The sequence below is a fragment of the Arcticibacter tournemirensis genome (assembly GCF_006716645.1).
GTDB classification, from domain to species: domain Bacteria; phylum Bacteroidota; class Bacteroidia; order Sphingobacteriales; family Sphingobacteriaceae; genus Arcticibacter; species Arcticibacter tournemirensis.
The window spans coordinates 3,612,657-3,632,246 of the sequence record NZ_VFPL01000001.1 but is presented as its reverse complement, the minus strand read 5'-3'; the positions used below and the strand labels follow the sequence as shown (position 1 = coordinate 3,632,246).

The window sequence follows — 19,590 nt, the reverse complement described above, 5'->3', positions numbered from 1 at the left end:
TTGAAATCAGTCAGAAGCTTTTTTGTGCAAAATACATTTCTGGTTTTGTTATTGTCTGCGGCACTAAATCTCGCAGCTCAGCAAACGCCATCAAGATTAAACACTTCCATCACTGATACCATAAAAACAGACTCTGTTAAAAGAGATACTGCTGGAATGGATTCGGTTTCTGTAAAAACAGCTACGGGCCTGAATTCTGAGATCAAGTATACGGCAGAAGATTCAATAAAGTTTAGTATTGACGGAAGTATTATTTATTTGTACGGGAAAGGGCGGATCTATTATGAAGATTTAGAGCTTGATGCCGATTATATCCGCATTGAACAAAAAAGTAAGATGCTTTTTGCCAGCGGAAAAAAAGATAAGTATTCAGTATATCGCGGTCGGCCTATCTTCAAACAGGGGAGCGACGCTCCGGTGACCACGGATTCACTCATTTTTAACTTTGAAACAAAAAAAGGAAAAGCGTTTGGCACGGCAACTTCAGCAGATGAAGGATATATCCAGGCCAGACAGTTTAAAAAGAATGAGTTCAACGAAGGTTTCCTTAAAGATGGTATTTACAGCACCTGCAGTTTACCCGAGCCATATACCCATTTTGGTATACATATAGATAAAGGTATAATTACCGAGAAACAGGTTATTGCCAAATCGGCATACCTGGAGATAGAACATATTCCGATCTATTTCGCCTATCTGCCGTTTGGATTCTTCCCTAAAACCAATAAACGTTCTTCGGGTTTCAGGTTTCCTACCTTTGGAGAAGATGCCACCCGTGGCTTCTACATGCAGGGCATAGGATGGTATCTCGGGATAAATGATTACTGGGACGCCGATATAACCGGGACCCTATACAGCAAGGGCTCTTATGATATAAGCACTGTAGGAAGATATAAAAAGAACTATAAGTATAATGGCAGCCTGACTTTTAATTATGCATCTACAAAAGATCCGAATGGCATTGAGGGAACTCCCAGTAATCGGGCTAGCAAGGATTTTAGAGTGAGCTGGCATCATACACAGGATCAGGCCGCCCGCCCTGGTTCGAACTTTGGGGCTTCCGTCGATTTTGGAACCAGCGCCTATAACACCAACTCCCGGGTCGGTGGAACGTATAATTACGGAAACCTTGTGCAGAATACCATGTCATCAAGTATCAACTATTCCACCAACCTGTTCGATGGATTATTTAACTTTTCTACCTCGTTGAGTCACAGACAGGATTTGACCAGTAAAACCGTTAACTTAACATTACCCCAGTTTAACCTCGGTTTGACGCAGCAGATCAACCCATTCGACTCGAAAGACCGCGTGGGTGAACAAAAGTGGTACCAAAAGATTTCTTTTAATTATAGTTTGGCTGGTGAAAATACTTTTAATGGACAGGAAAGCGATCTTTTTAGTAAAGGAACCTTAAGCAAATTTCAGAACAGCTTCAGGCATGCGATTCCGGTAAATCTGACGCTGAACGTACTGAAAGTGTTGCAGTTTAATACTGGTGTGAACTATAACGAGTTGTGGACCTTTCAAACCATGCGGAAAACGTTCGATCCCACGGCTTCGGGCAACGTTAGAACAGACACAGTTCAAGGGTTTGCAAGAAATTATAACTATAGTGTATCCGGAGGGTTTTCCACCAAAGTATATGGAAAGGTGAATTTCAAAAAGGGTAATCTTGTGGCTCTCCGGCATGTAATGTCTCCTTCTGTTAGCTTTAACTACAGCCCGGATTTTACTAACCCCAGGTTCGGCTTCTATCGCGAAATAGCAAATCTTCCCGAAGCTGGTAATAAATACGGTGACTCTATCCGATATATTATTGGCAATCCCAAGTATTCGATATTTCAAAGCGGCGGAGGTGGAACGCGTCAGGCGGCTATAAGCTTTTCCCTTGACAATAACATCGATGCAAAGAAGCGAACAAAAAGTGATACCAGTGCTTCTACGGAGAATGTTTCGATTATTCAGGGTTTGAATTTTAGAGGGAATTATAATTTCGCTGCAGATTCCATGAAGCTCTCACCAATCAGTTTTAGCGGAAGAACAGCCTTCTTTAAGCAGAAGATAGGTCTGAACTTCGGTGGAACCTTCAATCCCTATCAGGTTGTGAATGTCAATGGGACAGGAAGGCCCATTAACCGCTTTACTTTTGAAAACGGGAAACTCGCCAGGCTTACCAACCTTAACCTGTCGACCGATTTTAGCTTTAATTCGGCGGCATTGGCAAAGAGGAACGAGGAGCTCAGAAAAAAACAGGATGATCCAAATATTTCGCCTGCACAGCAGCAGGACATCAGAAGTATACTGATGAATCCCAATTATTATGTCGACTTTAATGTGCCATGGAACTTCAGTGCCTCCTATAGCTTCAATTATTCCAGCGATGGGATAAGATCAACAATTACAAATACTTTGAATTTTAATGGCGATTTTAGTCTGACCCAAAAATGGAAGATCCAGTTTAACTCGGGATATGACTTCCGGAGCAAAAAGATCAGTCAAAGTCAATTCTCCATTAACAGAGACCTTCATTGCTGGGATATGGCCGTGTCATGGATACCCTTTGGGACCTATAAAAGTTACAATATAAATATCAGGGTAAGGGCCTCCATTCTTCAGGATCTGAAGCTGAGCAGAAGGAGTGCGTCGATAAATCCATATGCTGATTAAAGGCATGAAATCATAATAAAATGTTAACTGAAATAATAACTATCGGCGATGAAATTTTAATCGGACAGATAGTGGACACCAATTCTGCATGGATTGCGCAGAAATTAAACGACAACGGAATCAGGGTGAAGCAAATCACGTCCATTTCCGACGATCGTAATCATATTCTGGAAGCCCTTGCCGCAGCGGCAAAACGCGCTGATCTCATTATTATTACGGGAGGACTTGGTCCGACAAAAGACGATATTACAAAAAAGACCCTCTGCGAATATTTCGGTGCAAGGTTAAGGAGAGACAGCAGCGTTCTGGAGCACGTTAGAAAGCTGCTGTCTTCCCACAACAGGCCGATACTCGAAATCAATGAGCAACAGGCGGATGTGCCTGAGAATTGTACTGTTTTACAGAACAAGAATGGGACGGCTCCGGGGATGTGGTTTGAACACGGTGGTAAGGTATACGTTTCAATGCCTGGTGTGCCTTTCGAAATGATGTATCTCGTTGATGAAGAGGTGTTGCCGAGACTGAAAAACTACTTCAGCTTGTCTGCAATTGTTCATCATACGATCCTTACGGCGGGCATTGGCGAATCATTTTTGGCCGAAACTATTGCTCCTGTAGAAAGTGCACTTCCCCCGTATATTAAGCTAGCTTATTTGCCAAAATTAGGACAGGTACGCCTTCGTCTAAGTGCATATGGCGAGGATGAGGGAACCCTCCAAGAAGAAGTTGAATACTATGCCGGACAGATCATATCCCTTATACCAGAGTTTGTGATTGTAGCCGGGGACAAACCTTTAGAAAAGGCAGTTCTCGATTATATGAAAACACTCGGATTAAAACTTGCCCTTGCTGAAAGCTGCACAGGAGGGTATCTTTCTCATCTGATCACCCAGCACGCGGGGTCGAGCGAGGTTTTCCTCGGCGGGGCGGTAAGTTATTCTAACGATTTAAAGACACAGATGCTGGGTGTTTCAGAAGAGACGCTGGCTTCCTATGGTGCTGTAAGTGAAGAAACGGTGATAGAGATGGCAGTGGGTGCCCGGAATAACTTCCATGCTGATTACGCAGTTTCTATCAGTGGAATAGCAGGCCCCGGCGGTGGTACCCCCGATAAACCAACCGGCACGGTATGGATAGGAGTAGCAGGTAAGAATAGAGTAATAACCCGCAAATTCGTTTTTCCCGGACGCCGCACACAGAACATCGAGCGCGCCGCTGTAAACGCGCTGGTGTTACTTCTTAAATTAGTACGCGAAGACCATGCTTAAGTGCTAAAAAGCTTTACTTTTGCAAGGAATACCAATTAATATTGTATGGCTCACTTTGAATTATTACTTCCCAAAATGGGTGAAAGCGTTGCGGAAGCCACCATTACCAAATGGCTTAAAGAACCCGGCGACACTATTGAGGAAGATGAACCGGTGGTTGAAATTGCCACTGATAAGGTTGACTCTGAAGTTCCATCCCCCGTATCAGGTAAGTTAATCAGGCAGGTTATTAATCCTGACGAGGTTGCCTATGTAGGATCTGTTATCGCTATCATTGAGACAGATGAAAGCACTGCCGGTGCATCACAATCTGTTACGGAAGCAACAGCTCCTGGAACAGCAGGCATTGAGCCTCGATCCGAAGCAATCCCGGGCATTGAATCCCTGGAAAATACTACAGAAAGTGCAGGATTTCGTAATACAGATCAGCAGAGTTCCCGCTTTTATTCGCCGCTGGTGAAGAGCATCGCCGCTGAAGAGGGCATATCTGCAGACGAACTTGATCAGATTTCAGGAACTGGAGCGGAAGGCCGTGTAACTAAAAAAGATATTCTCGACTTCATTAAGAAGAAACATCAGGGACCGGTGGCAGCATCATCCAAAGAGCCTGTTTCGGTAGTAAATACATCAGGCGGTGTTTCAGCAGAACAACCACAACCAGCTTTCAAACAAGCCCCTCCATCGGTTTCTGCCGGCGACGAAATTATGGAAATGGATCGCATGCGGCGGATGATTGCCGATCACATGGTAATGAGCAAACACGTAGCGCCACATGTTACTTCTTTCGTTGAAGCCGACGTGACAAATATTGTTAAATGGAGGGAAAGAATAAAGGCCTCCTTTGAAAAACGTGAGGGTGGAAAAATAACCTTCACACCGATATTTATTCAGGCTGTAGCCAAAGCGATAAAGGATATGCCGATGATCAATGTATCTGTAGACGGCACCCGTATAATAAAACACCGCGACATCAACATCGGAATGGCCGCTGCCTTACCTTCCGGAAACCTGATTGTTCCGGTGATAAAGAATGCTGACCAGCTGAACCTCGTTGGCTTAACTCGTGCGGTTAACGATTTGGCACTAAGAGCAAGAAACAGTAAACTCCTTCCTGATGAAGTAATGGATGGTACTTTTACCCTCACCAATATCGGATCATTCGGAAATGTAATGGGGATTCCTATTATTAATCAGCCCCAGGTGGCCATTTTAGCTGTAGGAGCTATTCAGAAGAAACCTGCTGTTATCGAAACCGAGTATGGCGATGTCATTGCTATCAGGCATAAGATGTTCCTATCTATGTCCTACGATCATCGTGTTGTCGACGGAGCCCTGGGCGGGATGTTCGTAAAAAAGGTAGCTGATTATCTCGAATCCTGGGACGTTAATTATAATATTTAGTAAATATGATCTTCATCAAAGTATTTTAAGCGCATAATTCTTTTGTTTGCACCCGAAATACTAATTACACGATGAGAATTAAATACTTTTTAGAAAAAAGATCAGTGGCCGCATGTATCATTCTGCTGGCCACTGCTGTTTTTACAAGCTTTGGTTCATTCGCCCAGGAACATTCAGAGGCGACAGAAGAGTCAGAAAAAGGAGCCCACAAATTCACCCTTTCTATCGGGCATGCACACGTCCACGAGGGGATAGAAAATGGTGAAAAGAAATGGCTTGTTATGGGAGCCTGGGGTTTCAATTATGATTACCTGATCAATTCGAAATGGTCAATAGGCCTTCACAACGATCTGATCCTTGAAGATTTTACAGTAGAAAAGCAATCAGGAGAGGAGGAAGAGATAGCCATTGAACGCGAGCGTCCGCTTGCTACCAAGATTATTGGGGCCTATAAATTAGATAAACATCTAAGCATTATGCTCGGTGCCGGCGACGAAATTGCCAAAGGGGAAAATTACTTCCTGTCGACTATTGGTGCTGAATACGGTCTTCATATCCCCGGAGGCTGGGAATTTGGAGCAGAGCTAGCATACGATGTAAAATGGAAAGCATATGATACCTGGATTTTAGGCTTTGGAATAAGCAAGGTTATCTCTGGTCATCATCATAAACACCACAAGAGCTAAGATTGTTCGTATAATACCACAAAGCCGGAAATTTATTTTTCCGGCTTTGTGGTATATATATTAGTTTGTTTTTTCGAATACAGCCACCGATCTTGCATCCAGTATGATGAGATCCTCAGCCTGGCCGGCAGATTCCGCGGTGGTCTCAATCGACGTATCGATCACCCTTTTCCACGAACCCTGTTCCATAAACTTAAATTTCTGGCTTTCCCAGTTCATGTTTACCATTACGTAAAGGTCGGTTTCATTAAACTTTTTACCCGACAGGAACCATGCAAAGCATCTCAGTTCGTGATCGAACGAAATGTTGCCACTGCAGCCAAACCATTTCACGTCCTCCCTCCAGAAACGGCTTCTAGCTATGGCAGTATGCCTTTTTCTGAAAGCGATAAGCGTTTTTACAAAATCGAAATGGAGGCTCATCTCCTCCCTGCGGTGCCAGTCGATCCACGTCGTCTCGTTATCCTGATTATATGGATTATTGTTCCCCCTCTGAGTATTTAAGAATTCATCGCCGGATAATACCATCGGTGTGCCGTTCGAAAGCATCAGGAGGGTGAAGAAATTACGGGTTTGCCTTTTTCTTAGCCTAAGGACGTCGCAGGGGACATTACCGTCACCCTCCCAACCGCAGTTCCAGCTGTAATTATATTCATGACCATCCTGATTATTCTGTCCGTTAGCAAAATTATGTTTCCGGTTATAGGATACCTGGTCATACAATGTAAAGCCGTCATGCGAAGTAAGATAGTTGATACTCTGATAGGGATGATAGGCATTAAACGGATCGTCGGGAAAGAGGTCGTCGCTTCCATAGATCCTCTGAACCGCTTTCGCTGCAAACCCTGCTTCACTTCTCACAAACCGTCGTATGTCGTCTCTGAATCCCCCGTTCCATTGATACCAGCTGATACCCGGAAACGCTCTGCCAAGCTGGTATAGTCCTCCGGCGTCCCATGGCTCTGCGATTAGCCTGACGTTAGAAAGATACGGTTCCGCAGCAATCTGATCAAAGATGGGGGAAGACCCTATCGTCCCGTCAGTTTTACGACTGAAAACAGAAGCAAGGTCAAACCTGAAGCCATCCACGTGCATTTCCTTCACCCAATACCTCAGGCTGTCCATGATCAGCTGCTGAACAGCAGGATGATCCGTCCGTAAGGTATTACCTGTACCGCTGTAATTTAGATAGGGGTTTTCTGCATGATCCTGCATGAGGTAATACGTTGCATTATCAATACCCTTAAATGAATAAACCGGACCAGCAATATCTCCTTCAGAAGTATGGTTAAATACCACGTCGAGAATAACCTCCAGGCCTGCTTTGTGCAACTCCCGCACCATTGTCTTAAACTCCCTGATGGCGCCGCCAGTAGTCGTATCCGACGTATAAGCATGGTTCGGAGCGAAGAAATTAAGAGGCATATAGCCCCAGTAATTTTTTTCGGTTGGGTCAAACTGATGAACGGGCATGAGCTCTACGGCTGTTATTCCCAGTTCTTTCAGATAAGGGATCTTTTCAATGATACCAGCGAAGGTCCCCTGTTTCTCTTTAGAAACGCCTGAATTCGGATTTTTCGTGAATCCCTTTACATGCATTTCGTAGATGATGAGATCATGTGCATGTCTTACAGGTTTATCGTCCTGCCAGTCGAAATACTCTTCGGTGCTGATCATTCCAAGCGGGGCTTTCCCGGCGTTGGATCCTGATTCTTCGGCTGCCTCCCTGCTAAATGCTGGCGGAAATATAACTTCTTTGGCATAAGGGTCCAGCAATATCTTTTCCGGATCAAACTGATGCAGGTAATCCGGTTCAGGTCCATGAGGCCCATCTACACGATAGCCGTAAAACGCGGCGCCCTGGAGTTCCGATTTCTTGACCCGGCAATGCCAGATCCGCTGCGACTTGTTTTTTAGTGGATCCAGATGGATCGTTACCACCGGCTCATCATATTCGTTCTCTCTATAGAGCAAAAGATCAATAGCTGAGGCATTTTTTGAATACAACGCGAAATTGTATGCTTCTTCATCGGGGATAAAGGATACACCCAGGGGATGAGGAGCGCCTTCTTTAGAATACCATAAATTCATTACAGATACAAAAATAGTAATTAATGCATTACGCAATAAAAGAGAATGGGTTGCAATTAATTGTCATAGACCTATAAGTTGATGAATAAAGAACTTCTTTTATGGTTATCTGTTAATCCAATACAAGTCGACTTTTACCATGAAAAGCAAAGCTCATATTAAAACACATCCCTTACATCCTATCCTGATTTCCTTTCCTGTAGCCTTTCTTTCGGGTACACTTCTCTTCGATCTTCTCGCGGTCGTAACTGGCAATATGAGCTTGTGGCAAGCCGGTAGTTATCTTGAATTGGCGGGTATGATAAGCGCGGTAGTCGCTGCGGTGCCCGGAATTATCGATTTTAAATATACGGTGCCACCAGACAGTTCTGCAAAGAAAAGGGCGGCAAGGCACGGCTTGATGAACTCTGCTATGCTCATCGTATTTTTAGCTGCTTACATACTTAGAAATAACGAATCAGCTGATTTATCGATCCTGGCGCTCGAAGCCGTTGGGACAGCTCTTCTGGTTACCGCAGGGTGGATGGGCGGAACTCTTGTACATCGTAATCACATTGGTGTTTATAACCGTTACGCAAACGGAGGGAAATGGAAGGAAGCGCGGCTGAATGTCTCTGACGGCCTCATCGAAGCAGCAGAAGAGAGCGAATTGAAGAAAGACCAGATGAAACTGCTTCTGGTTGGAGATAAACGTATCGTATTGGGAAGATCAGAGAACGGCTATGTGGCGTTTGACGACAGGTGTAGCCATAAGGGAGGATCGCTTGCGGACGGAACTATGATTTGTGGAACGGTACAATGTCCCTGGCACGGCTCTCAGTTTAGCACAGAAACAGGAGAAGTAAAGGCCGGGCCGGCCAGCCAGAAAATTAATACGTACCCAACAACGCAAATGGGAGGAAAGATCTATGTCAGGTTCCCGGAACCATAAAATGAAGTATTTTGCCTTCAGAGCTTAGACTAATCTCTTTGATTTCTTTCATCTCAATGAGCTCGTCATCTACATGAACAAGATGCCCTTCCCATTGGATTTTTACATTTCGGGCCTTTAAAGTTTTACATTTAAGGAAGCTTTCAACGCCCGAAATCCTGTTGCTGATATATCTGGCCAGTTCACCTTTTTCACCTTCCGCTATCAGTACTATCTCCATATAGCCATCACCGGGATTGGCTTCAGAAGCCAGAACAAGGTTTGGTCCGATACATTGCATGTTCATGATTTCGACCATAATATAATCGCCTGAATAGTCTGTACCATCGGCAATGACGATACAATGATGCGGCTTATAGCTAACTGTGATATCATGAAGTGTACCTAGCGCGACCTCCATCCTTTTTTCAGGCGAATCCGACAGTTCTTCATCATGATGCCGCATTTCTGCAATGAGTTGCGGAAATACGCCGAAGCCAAGTCCTTCACAAAAAAAACGAGCACCGGGAAGATTATCCACATCCCAGATATCGATTGTCCTTGGCTGCATGGTCGCCCATTGTCTGATGATCGTTTCCGGCTCTCCCGAAATACCTAAGGTTCGGGCGATATTGTTTGCAGTGCCCATAGGTAATAAAGCAATAGGAAGATGGCTGGCGGGACTCTTATCAAGCAATAGCTGTTTGGCAACTTTCCTTACCGTTCCATCTCCCCCGGCAATAATAATAAACTCAGTATCCTCATGAATGAGGTCCAGCCCTTGTTCCTTCACCGAGGAATAATGACACTTATATCCCCGGGACTCTATTAAGGCAATCAGTTTGTCTTTGGTATGGGCTTCATCACCCGCAACCGGGTTATGAAGAAGGGTAGCTATCCTCATTCAGCAGATCAAATAATTTTCTTAACAAACATAGTATGGCTTTTTTGGTTGGCATTTATAAATATTATTTTTTGCGATGAGAATATTAATAACGAACGATGACGGAATATATAGTCCCGGAATAGCAGCATTAGCACGAATTGCTTTACGTTTCGGAGAAGTAAGGGTAGTAGCACCAGACGTTGAACAGTCTTCTATGGGGCATGCTGTAACTCATTCAAGACCTCTAAGTTATAAAAAATCACCTATCGAGTTCGACGGAATTGAAGCGTACAGGGTGAATGGAACTCCAGCCGACTGCGTTGCGCTGGGCACTCACTTATGGACGAAAACCGATGTTGTGCTATCGGGCATAAATATGGGCCCCAACCTTGGTAACGGCATGTGGCATTCCGGTACGCTTGCTGCGGCAAAGCAGGCCGTGCTGCTCGGAATAAAAGGGATAGCTTTAAGTACACCGGTTGGAAAAACAGAGCCCGATTTCGCTGCTCTTGAACCGTTTGTTGAAGAAACACTAGGTATTTTGCTTAAGACACCAGGACTTTCTCTATTTAATGTCAACTTCCCCGAACAACCCAGGGGGATGCGCTGGACCCGCCAGTCAGTTCGTTTGTACGACGGGAAGATAGTTCCCGGCACTGATCCGATGGGCCGCAAACATTACTGGTTTACTGTTACTCCGCTTGAACCTGCCGATGAAGGCACCGACAGGTGGGCTGTGGAAAACGGATATGTTTCTGTTACGCCATTGCGGCTCGATCTCACAAACGAAGATGCATTGAGATCTGTGCAGCAACAAGTATAAAAAGTAATTAAGCCGTATGACGATTCTGGCACGGCTATTGGTATAATTCTGATTATGAAGACAATACCTAAGAAGATACTGGCAGTTGACGATAACCCCGCTATACTTGATGCGCTGAACGATATATTATCGTTTGAAGGATATGAAGTGGTGACACTTTCGGATGGAAGTTTTATTTTTGAGGCTATTGCAGAATCGCATCCCGACCTGATCTTATTAGATGTGATGCTGGACAACCTCGACGGCAGAGATATCTGCCATGCTATTAAGGACGACAGAAATACAAATCATATTCCTGTAATCCTTATTTCGGCAACGCATAATTTACAAGACACGCTAAAAAACGAAGGGGCGCCAAACGATTTCATAGCTAAACCATTCGATATAGATTTTCTGTTAACAAAAATAGACACACAGTTACGTCATGCTGCCTAACAAAAAGGCCACATAAATCGCGTCACTCTTTCTGGAATTTACGTTATCTTCACTATATGAAGTGTACCGCTGATATTTTTTGTCTCTTATCTCTGCTGGCCTTGTCTTTTCGTTCAGTCGCGCAGGCGCCTGATATAGATCCGTCATTTCCTGTTGCCAGGAACGGGAAGCTGCAATTAATATCAGATCAGTTCAGCTTCACGGAAGGACCTGCTGCTGACGCAGGCGGTAACGTTTTTTTTACCGATCAACCCAATAATAAAATATGGAAATACGATACGAATGGAAGCCTTACCGTCTTCATGGACAATGCGGGCCGCGCAAACGGGCTTTATTTTAATAGGAGAGGCGAACTGATCGTATGTGCTGACGAAAATAATCAGCTATGGTCGTTGTCGCCCGGTGGCAAAATCTCGGTGCTGATCTATGATTTTCAGAGTAAAAAGCTGAACGGTCCTAACGACGTGTGGATTAACAAGAAAGGGGATATGTATTTCACCGACCCCTATTATCAGCGCGAGTACTGGAAAAGAACCAAACCTGATTTGAAATTGCAGAGCGTTTATCTTTTGAAACAAGGCTCGCACAACCTGGTAAGTGTAGAAGACAGCTTAGTGAAGCCGAACGGAATTGTCGGCACACCGAATGGTAAATGTCTATATGTGGCCGATATTGGAGCCAGTAAAACATACAGATACACCATAAATAAGGATGGCACTTTGGGTGAAAAGAAGTTGTTTGCTGAAATGGGATCGGATGGAATGACGATCGACAATCAAGGTAACCTTTATCTCACCGGCAACGGCGTGACTGTTTTTAATAAAGACGGTGTTCGAATAAAACATATACCAGTTCCTGCTAAATGGACAGCGAACGTGTGCTTTGGAGGAGAGAACAATGACTGGCTTTTTATAACTGCAAGCGACAAGTTATTTAAAATAAAAATGCAGGTAAAAGCAGCAAACTGAGCCCCGTCTGTACTTAATTTATTACTCTCTGAATGAAATTCTATCTTTGAGCATAATAAGAACCAAAACAAGTTAGAACATGAATTGGACACCCAATCCTGAACGTTACGAAAAGATGAAATATAACCGCTGTGGTAAAAGCGGGTTAAAGCTACCAGCCATATCCTTAGGTTTATGGCATAATTTCGGCGACGATGTCGCCCATCAAACCAAGCAGGCAATCTGTCGTCAGGCCTTCGATCTTGGCATAACACATTTTGATCTTGCAAATAACTACGGTCCGCCGCCGGGAAGTGCAGAATCTGCGTTTGGAAGGATATTACGCGAAGATTTTGCCGGATACCGCGACCAGTTGATCATTTCATCCAAGGCTGGTTACAATATGTGGCCGGGTCCCTATGGAGAGTGGGGAAGTCGGAAATATCTCATTTCCAGCTGTGATCAAAGCCTGAAAAGAATGGGGCTGGATTATGTTGACATATTCTATTCTCATCGCTTCGATCCTGATACCCCGCTTGAAGAAACAATGATGGCCCTCGACCATATTGTGCGCTCAGGAAGGGCTCTTTATGCAGGGATATCGTCCTATAATTCCCACCGTACGCGAGAAGCAGCAGCTATATTGAAGGAACTTGGTACGCCATGCTTAATCCATCAGCCCAGCTATTCCATGCTAAACCGATGGATTGAAGAAGATGGGCTACCAGATACGCTGGATGACCTGGGTATAGGCTCTATCGTATTTTCGCCGCTTGCACAAGGAATGCTCACTGATAAATATCTCAAAGAGGTCCCTGAGGGAAGTCGGGCGACTCTCGGTAAATCACTCAGACCCGAATTTCTGAATGAGAAGAACCTTGCAAATATCCGTGCGCTGAATGCAATTGCTCAAAGAAGGGGACAGACACTCGCACAAATGGCTATTGCCTGGGTGCTGAGGAACGGTCGTATTACCTCTGCGCTCATAGGCGCAAGTCGGCCTGAACAGGTGGTCGACAGCGTCAGAGCCATTGAGAATTCAAACTTTACGGAAGCCGAGCTGGCTGAAATAGATAAATATGCGCGGGATGCATCTATAAATATCTGGGCTAAATCAGCCGAACTTTCCTGATAAAATTTGAACCCGATCCTGATTTAAAAAGGCATTGGGTTCATTTACTTAAGTAAACATGCATCTGGTCCAAATCTTAATCCCCCTATACAACAATCAAAAAGAGCCTTTTCCTTCTGAATATTATTCTGAGATCAGAATCATGCTGACTTCAAAATTTGGCGGGGTTACCGCCCATTCAAATTCACCAGCTACCGGATTATGGAAGGAGAATGATGAAAAAATAGTTAAAGACAAGATCATCATTTATGAAGTGATGGCCGACGATCTTGACAGAATGTGGTGGGCCTTTTTCAAAGGCCACATGGAAAAACTATTTCAGCAGGATGAAATAGTTATAAGAGCTTCGCGGATAGAATTAATGTAGGCTTAAGACGCCCGGAAGAGAACTTTTTGTTCGTTTTCGGGCGTTTTTATTAATGGGTCTTTTGGTAATGTATTGATTTTAAAGTGATTAATTTTGGTATCCTGTTGGTATATACCATGATATCATATGGACAAAATTATACCAAAAGAAGTTCTGATCCGGCGAAAGAAAAAAGGTTTTCTAATAGCCCTAATAATCTTTTCTTCAATAGCTTTCTTCTTTATTCTTTTCAGGATATGGATAAAGCCGTCAGTCAACAGATCGACGATCATTACATCGGTAGTAGAAACCGGATCTATAGAAAATACCATTACTGCTTCCGGCGAAATCCTGCCCGAATTCGAGCAGGTAATCACAAGTCCCATCAACTCGTCCGTTCAGAAAGTATTGACCGAAGCCGGTACGGCAATAAGTCCCTGTCAGGCTATTTTAACGCTTGACAAGTCATCTGCTCAAACCGAGTATGAAAAACAAAGATTTCAGCTTGAATCGAGGCAGAACACCATCCAGAAACTAAGAATTGAGCTCGGTAAGAGTTTCTATGATCTTAAATCGAATAATGAAATAAAGGAACTGAAAATCAATAGCTTGAAGGCTTCGCTCGAAGATTACAAACGGCTGTTCAGAGCAGGCGGAGCGACCAGGGAAGACGTTGCGAGGGCTGAGCTGGACCTAAAAGTAGCACAACTTGAAAAGAAACAGCTGGAGAACGAAATAAGGAGTAAGCAGCAGACAATGAAATCAGAAATGCGTGAATCTGAGATTGCTGCCGCTATCGAAGAGAACGGCCTTCGCGCGCTCAAAAGGAAACTATTACAAGCCGACATTCTGGCCAGCCGTTCGGGAGTGGTAACTTATGTTAACAAAAATATAGGCGCGACAGTTACTGAAGGTGATGTTCTTGCACGCATCGCTGATCTCAACAGCTTTAAGTTGTCGGGAACTATTTCCGACAGTTATCTTGATCAGCTTCGGAGAGGAATGCCTGCGATGATCCGTATTAACGACAGTCTGCTACATGGAAAAGTGTCGAACATCAGTCCCGGAATACAGAACGGCCTTATTTCATTCGATGTGATGCTGAATGATAAAAGCAACAAGGTATTAAGACCTAACATGAAAGCTGATGTCTACCTCGTAACAGATAGTAAAGACAAAGTACTACGGGTAGCGAACGGACCGGCATTTAAAGGCAACGGTGTACAGGAGATTTTTATACTGCAGGACGGGAAAGCAATTAAACGAGCCGTCCATACCGGAATGTCAAATTTCGACTATATAGAGCTAAAGGATAATGTCAGGGAAGGAGAGATCGTCGTGATATCAGACATGAGCGACTTTAGGAATGCGAAGGAAATAAATATCATGAAATAGGTTATGAGGTTACTTGTTTTCATATTTATAGTGCTTTTTTCGGTACCGGCAATCGGCCGGCAGAGCGGAGACACCCTTCGGTTAACACTGCAGGAAGTAATAAAGATGGCAAAGGAAAAGTCAATTCCAGCCAGACAGGCCTCAACAACAAAAGAGACAAAATTCTGGGAATGGCGAACCTTCAGGTCGAATTATCAGCCGCAGCTGACTTTAACTGGTATATTGCCCGGTTATAGCAAAACCTTTGCAGAAGTATTGCAGCCTAACGGAACAGTAGATTTTCAGCCTGTGAGAAATAATAATTCTTTGGTCAATCTCTCTTTTAGCCAGAGCATAACCGCTACCGGAGGTTCGGTTTTTGGCACTACCGAAATACAGCGTTTTGACGACTTTGACAGAAATAACGTCCTCTACAATGGCGTTCCTTATGCCTTGGGGTATAGCCAGCCTCTCTTCGGTTTTAACAAGCTCAAATGGGACCAGAAAGTTGAACCGCTCAGGTTTAGAGAAAGCAAGCAGGAGTATTTCGAATCGATGGAGCAAATCGCCATCAATGCCAGCTCTTATTTTTTTGACCTGCTGCTGGCCCAAGTTAACCTGAATATAGCAGAAACAAACTATAGCAATACGGAGAACATCCTCAAGGTAGCCGACCTTAAGTTTCAATTAGGCAAAATAACGAGGAATGAAATACTGCAACTGAAGCTCGAAAAATTAAAATCGCAGAAAGCCGTGGGCATAGCAAAACGTGATGTAGAGGTAGCTACTCTTAACTTACGATCGTATACTGGCTTAGGGGACACGGGCATCATCCTGGCTCCTCCAAAGTGTAGGATCGATACAAAGATTGACGCCGAAAAGGCACTGTTAGAAGCTTATGCAAACCGCTCCGACGCTATCGGCTTTGCCCGACGGATAGCGGAGGCAAAAAGAGATGTTGCAAAAGCAAAAGGTGAAACCGGGATTAACGCAACACTCACGGCCCGGCTCGGATTTTCGAAGAGTTCACCAACATTTGCAGGAGTTTACCGGTCTCCGCAGAACCAGCAGTTGCTGCAGGTTGAACTTAGTATTCCGATACTCGACTGGGGGCGTTCACTGTCTAAAAGCAGAACTGCAAAGGCCAATCTGCAACTGTCAGAATATTCGGTAGAGCAGGACAAGCAAAGCTTTTCGCAGGAGATATCTACCGAGGTGGCCCTATTTAATATGATGAAAGATCAGCTGGTTTTATCAGCCGAGGCGGACAGTATTGCATCCGACAAATTTTTAATTGCAAAGGAAAGGTACCTGCTGGGAAATTTAAGTATAACCGATCTTAGCATCGCATTTCAGGAAAAAGATCAGGCAAAAAGAGACTATATTTCGGCACTCCGGGATTCCTGGGGGGCCTTCTTTAAGCTCAGGTATTTGTCGCTATACGACTTTGACAAGCAACAGAAAATCACATACGAATAAACAAAGCACAAATGATACATTTAGAAAACATCGAAAAGCTGTATCGTACCGATACGATAGAAACAATTGCACTCGACAAGATAAACCTCACTATAGAAAAAGGCGAATTCTTATCGGTAATGGGCCCTTCAGGTTGTGGCAAAAGTACTTTGCTTAATATTATGGGACTGCTGGATGCTCCAAGCAAAGGGGAGATTAAAATAGACGGCCAAACCTTAACACATCTGTCGGATAAGCAGCTTGCCCGGTTCCGTAATAAAAAAATAGGTTTCATTTTCCAAAGCTTTCACTTGATCAATGACCTGAATGTGCTGGATAATGTGGAGTTGCCGCTGCTCTATCGTGATACGACAGCAAGAGAAAGGAGAAGACTCGCTTCGGAAGCACTAGAGAAGGTTGGACTCAGCAACCGTATGAAACATTTCCCCACGCAGTTATCAGGCGGACAGAAACAAAGGGTTGCCATAGCAAGAGCAATCGTCGGACAGCCTGAAATTATCCTGGCCGACGAGCCTACAGGCAACCTCGACAGTGTAATGGGAGCAGAGATCATGAATATTCTTCTTCAGCTAAACAACAGTGAACGAAGTACCATCGTAATGGTTACTCACGACGAACTAATGGCAAAAAAGACACATAGGCTCGTCCGTTTGTTTGACGGATCGCAAGTTCAGTAACAGCTTAATATAAAAGATAATGCTAAAAAACTATTTGAAAATAGCCTTCGCCGTTTTACGCAGGAGAAAGTTTTTTACTTTCATCAGCCTTTTTGGGATCAGCATCACACTCACCATCCTCATTGTGCTTGCAGCCTTTCTGGATAAACTGACAAGTCCCGGATACCCGGACATGAAGAGAGACCGTTCTCTATATATAAACACCATCGTTCAGGAGAATCCGAAAGCCAGCGGGATGATGAGAGGTCCGCTAAGCCTCTACTTTTTCCAGCATTACGCGGGGGTGATGAAAACACCTGAAAACATAGCCGTTTCGTCCATTTTTACTGCAACGAATACGTATGTGAATAATAAAAAGCTGGTTATCAATGTAAAATACACCAATGGTGCATGGTGGGATGTACTTGAATACGATTTCGTGGAAGGCAAGCCATATTCACTGCAAGATATAAAAAATGCCGAACGGGTTGCCGTGATCTCTGAAGATGTTAAAAAACAGTATTTCGGCGATGCAGGAAAGGTAACCGGCAAATATATTGAAACTGACAATGTACAATATCGGGTTATTGGAGTGGTTAAAAGTGTTCCAATCACAAGCCCTTTTATCTACGCTGACCTGTACCTGCCATATACATTATCCAAATCAGATTACAGGGACCGTTCGATCTCCGGGGCATACACAGGCATTGTCTTAGCTCGTGATAAATCTGACCTTGCCAGGATTAAGGAAGAGTACAAACAGATCGTCGCTAAAGTCCCTCCGCAAAATAAAGACTATACCATATTATACAGCCACGCAGATACATATGTGGAAAGTTTTACCCGGATGTTCTCCAGGGATCAAAACAGTTCAGGCTTAGGTATTTTATTGGCAGTGGTAGCTATTACCGTGTTTCTACTGATGTTACTTCCTACTATAAATCTCGTGAACATAAACGTAAGCAGGATCATGGAAAGGTCGTCAGAGATCGGCGTCCGAAAAGCATTTGGTGCGTCGTCGGGCACATTGGCAATGCAGTTTATTGTAGAGAATATTATACTCACCCTTCTCGGTGGCGTTATAGGAATCATCTTCTCTTATATTATTCTCAGTACGATAAATCATAGTTCTCTGATTCCAAATTTTACATTATCGATAAATTTCACTGTGTTATCATATGGAATTCTCGCCTGTCTGCTCTTCGGCCTGCTTTCGGGAGTATATCCCGCATGGCGGATGTCGCGGATGGAAGTAGTCAATGCGTTAAAAGCATCCTAATTTTTACCACTCAAAAAAAAGATATGTTAGTTCATTTATTCAAACTGATATGGAACAAAAAAAGGCAGAATTTTTTACTCATGCTTGAGATGTTTGTTTCATTTATTGTGCTCTTTGTAGTGTTTACGCTCTCTGTGTTTTATTACAATAATTACAGAAAACAGCAAGGTTTCGAGTATGAGGATGTTTGGGCCGTCAATTACGGACTGCCACCCGGAATCACCAGCAAAGATTCTATAAATATGCTTGTCGAATCGTTACGGAATATGATCTCTTCTATGCCCCAGGTGGAGCAACTTAGTTTTACTGGCAACAATATTCCCTATTCAGCCAATATTTTCAACACATCAATAGATTATAAAGGAAAAGGAGTAATATCTGATATTTATACCGCTGATACCCGGTATGCAGAAGTTTTAAACCTGACTATGCTTTCTGGGAACTGGGGGTTTAAAAAAGGAGAAAGAAAGCAACGATCAGCGGTTGTGGTCAATACAACGTTAAAAGAAGTCCTTTTTGGCCAGGAAGAAGCTATCGGAAAGCGGGTCAAAGTTGATAATGAGGAGTTAGAAGTAACAGGAGTGGTAAACGATTTTAAAAGTAAGGGTGACTATCAGGAACCGGGTAATGGCCTTTTCAGGATACCCGATTCGATAGATCACCAGGCACAAAGTATGATATTACTGAAAATCAGTCCCGACGCAGACGCCGCATTCGAAGCAAAGTTATATAAAGCTGTTTCCAACTTTAGTAAGAATACCAGTGTTGAGATTGAGCACTTAAGTAAAAAACGGGAGGCAAAAAACCGGCTTACGCTTATACCTATGCTTATATTATTTACGGTAGCATCGTTTTTGATTATTAATGTTGCGTTAGGCCTCTTCGGAGTGTTATGGTATACCATCAACAGAAGGAAGCCTGAGATTGGATTAAGAAGAGCTGTGGGCGCCAGTGGAACCGATATATCTGGCCAGATTTCGGGTGAGGCTCTCGTGTTAACCACAATTTCGGTTCTTGCCGGTTGTTTCTTTGCTGTACAGTTCCCGCTGCTGAATGTATTTGATCTTCCGTCAAATGTTTATTTTGCAGCGATATTATTATCTGTTACTTTCATATATCTTTTAGTAATAATATGTTCGGTATACCCGGCCAGGCAGGCGGCGTCTATTTATCCTGCCCTTGCCTTGCACGAAGAATAACAGAATTG

General features: G+C 43.7%; 17 protein-coding genes. 15 read left to right on the top strand and 2 right to left on the bottom strand.

Annotated features, from left to right (window positions below; all coding sequences use genetic code 11):
• The first annotated feature begins 24 nt into the window (after positions 1 to 24).
• From BDE36_RS15235 to BDE36_RS15220, 4 genes are all read left to right on the top strand, one after another.
• Complete coding sequence (locus BDE36_RS15235; protein WP_235904284.1) at positions 25 to 2,670, top strand: putative LPS assembly protein LptD; 2,646 nt, start codon at positions 25 to 27, stop codon at positions 2,668 to 2,670.
• Between the two features lie 20 nt (positions 2,671 to 2,690).
• A complete protein-coding gene (locus BDE36_RS15230) occupies positions 2,691 to 3,938 on the top strand; it encodes a competence/damage-inducible protein A (protein WP_141815562.1) in 1,248 nt (415 codons plus the stop codon).
• Positions 3,939 to 3,983: 45 nt separating this feature from the next.
• On the top strand, positions 3,984 to 5,339 hold the full coding sequence (locus tag BDE36_RS15225; protein ID WP_141815561.1) for a dihydrolipoamide acetyltransferase family protein: 1,356 nt from the start codon (positions 3,984 to 3,986) through the stop codon (positions 5,337 to 5,339).
• A gap of 71 nt (positions 5,340 to 5,410) precedes the next feature.
• A complete protein-coding gene (locus BDE36_RS15220) occupies positions 5,411 to 6,025 on the top strand; it encodes a hypothetical protein (protein WP_141815560.1) in 615 nt (204 codons plus the stop codon).
• A gap of 60 nt (positions 6,026 to 6,085) precedes the next feature.
• Here the strand turns inward: BDE36_RS15220 and glgX are convergent, their stop codons facing one another.
• Positions 6,086 to 8,116 carry a glycogen debranching protein GlgX gene (gene glgX, locus BDE36_RS15215; RefSeq protein ID WP_141815559.1) on the bottom strand — a complete coding sequence of 677 codons (2,031 nt, stop codon included), beginning with the start codon at positions 8,114 to 8,116 and terminating at the stop codon, positions 6,086 to 6,088.
• 139 nt (positions 8,117 to 8,255) lie between these two features.
• On the opposite strand from glgX, the gene BDE36_RS15210 reads away from it, so the two are divergent.
• Positions 8,256 to 9,047, top strand: coding sequence for a Rieske (2Fe-2S) protein (locus BDE36_RS15210; protein ID WP_141815558.1), 792 nt, complete (start codon positions 8,256 to 8,258; stop codon positions 9,045 to 9,047).
• On the opposite strand, the gene BDE36_RS15205 is transcribed toward BDE36_RS15210, so the two are convergent.
• Positions 9,028 to 9,930 carry a diacylglycerol/lipid kinase family protein gene (locus BDE36_RS15205; RefSeq protein WP_141815557.1) on the bottom strand — a complete coding sequence of 301 codons (903 nt, stop codon included), beginning with the start codon at positions 9,928 to 9,930 and terminating at the stop codon, positions 9,028 to 9,030. The genes BDE36_RS15210 and BDE36_RS15205 overlap by 20 nt on opposite strands.
• 76 nt (positions 9,931 to 10,006) lie before the next feature.
• Between BDE36_RS15205 and surE the strand changes: the two genes are divergently transcribed.
• From surE to BDE36_RS15155, 10 genes are all read left to right on the top strand, one after another.
• A complete protein-coding gene (gene surE / locus BDE36_RS15200; RefSeq protein WP_128767658.1) occupies positions 10,007 to 10,735 on the top strand; it encodes a 5'/3'-nucleotidase SurE in 729 nt (242 codons plus the stop codon).
• A 54-nt stretch (positions 10,736 to 10,789) separates the two neighbouring features.
• Positions 10,790 to 11,170 (top strand): response regulator transcription factor, encoded by a 381-nt coding sequence (locus BDE36_RS15195; protein ID WP_235832996.1) that lies wholly within the window; start codon positions 10,790 to 10,792, stop codon positions 11,168 to 11,170.
• A gap of 56 nt (positions 11,171 to 11,226) precedes the next feature.
• The gene (locus tag BDE36_RS15190) at positions 11,227 to 12,138 is read left to right on the top strand and encodes an SMP-30/gluconolactonase/LRE family protein (RefSeq protein ID WP_141815556.1); all 912 of its coding nucleotides are present in this window, start codon (positions 11,227 to 11,229) and stop codon (positions 12,136 to 12,138) included.
• A gap of 79 nt (positions 12,139 to 12,217) precedes the next feature.
• Positions 12,218 to 13,249, top strand: coding sequence for an L-glyceraldehyde 3-phosphate reductase (mgrA, locus tag BDE36_RS15185; RefSeq protein WP_141815555.1), 1,032 nt, complete (start codon positions 12,218 to 12,220; stop codon positions 13,247 to 13,249).
• 142 nt (positions 13,250 to 13,391) lie between these two features.
• On the top strand, positions 13,392 to 13,616 hold the full coding sequence (locus tag BDE36_RS15180) for a hypothetical protein (RefSeq protein WP_141815554.1): 225 nt from the start codon (positions 13,392 to 13,394) through the stop codon (positions 13,614 to 13,616).
• Between the two features lie 126 nt (positions 13,617 to 13,742).
• On the top strand, positions 13,743 to 14,990 hold the full coding sequence (locus tag BDE36_RS15175; protein ID WP_141815553.1) for an efflux RND transporter periplasmic adaptor subunit: 1,248 nt from the start codon (positions 13,743 to 13,745) through the stop codon (positions 14,988 to 14,990).
• A 3-nt stretch (positions 14,991 to 14,993) separates the two neighbouring features.
• Complete coding sequence (locus tag BDE36_RS15170; protein ID WP_141815552.1) at positions 14,994 to 16,448, top strand: TolC family protein; 1,455 nt, start codon at positions 14,994 to 14,996, stop codon at positions 16,446 to 16,448.
• 11 nt (positions 16,449 to 16,459) lie between these two features.
• Positions 16,460 to 17,125 (top strand): ABC transporter ATP-binding protein, encoded by a 666-nt coding sequence (locus BDE36_RS15165; protein ID WP_141815551.1) that lies wholly within the window; start codon positions 16,460 to 16,462, stop codon positions 17,123 to 17,125.
• 19 nt (positions 17,126 to 17,144) lie between these two features.
• Positions 17,145 to 18,383 carry an ABC transporter permease gene (locus BDE36_RS15160; RefSeq protein ID WP_141815550.1) on the top strand — a complete coding sequence of 413 codons (1,239 nt, stop codon included), beginning with the start codon at positions 17,145 to 17,147 and terminating at the stop codon, positions 18,381 to 18,383.
• Between the two features lie 23 nt (positions 18,384 to 18,406).
• Positions 18,407 to 19,582 (top strand): ABC transporter permease, encoded by a 1,176-nt coding sequence (locus BDE36_RS15155; RefSeq protein ID WP_141815549.1) that lies wholly within the window; start codon positions 18,407 to 18,409, stop codon positions 19,580 to 19,582.
• The last annotated feature ends 8 nt before the right edge of the window (positions 19,583 to 19,590 follow it).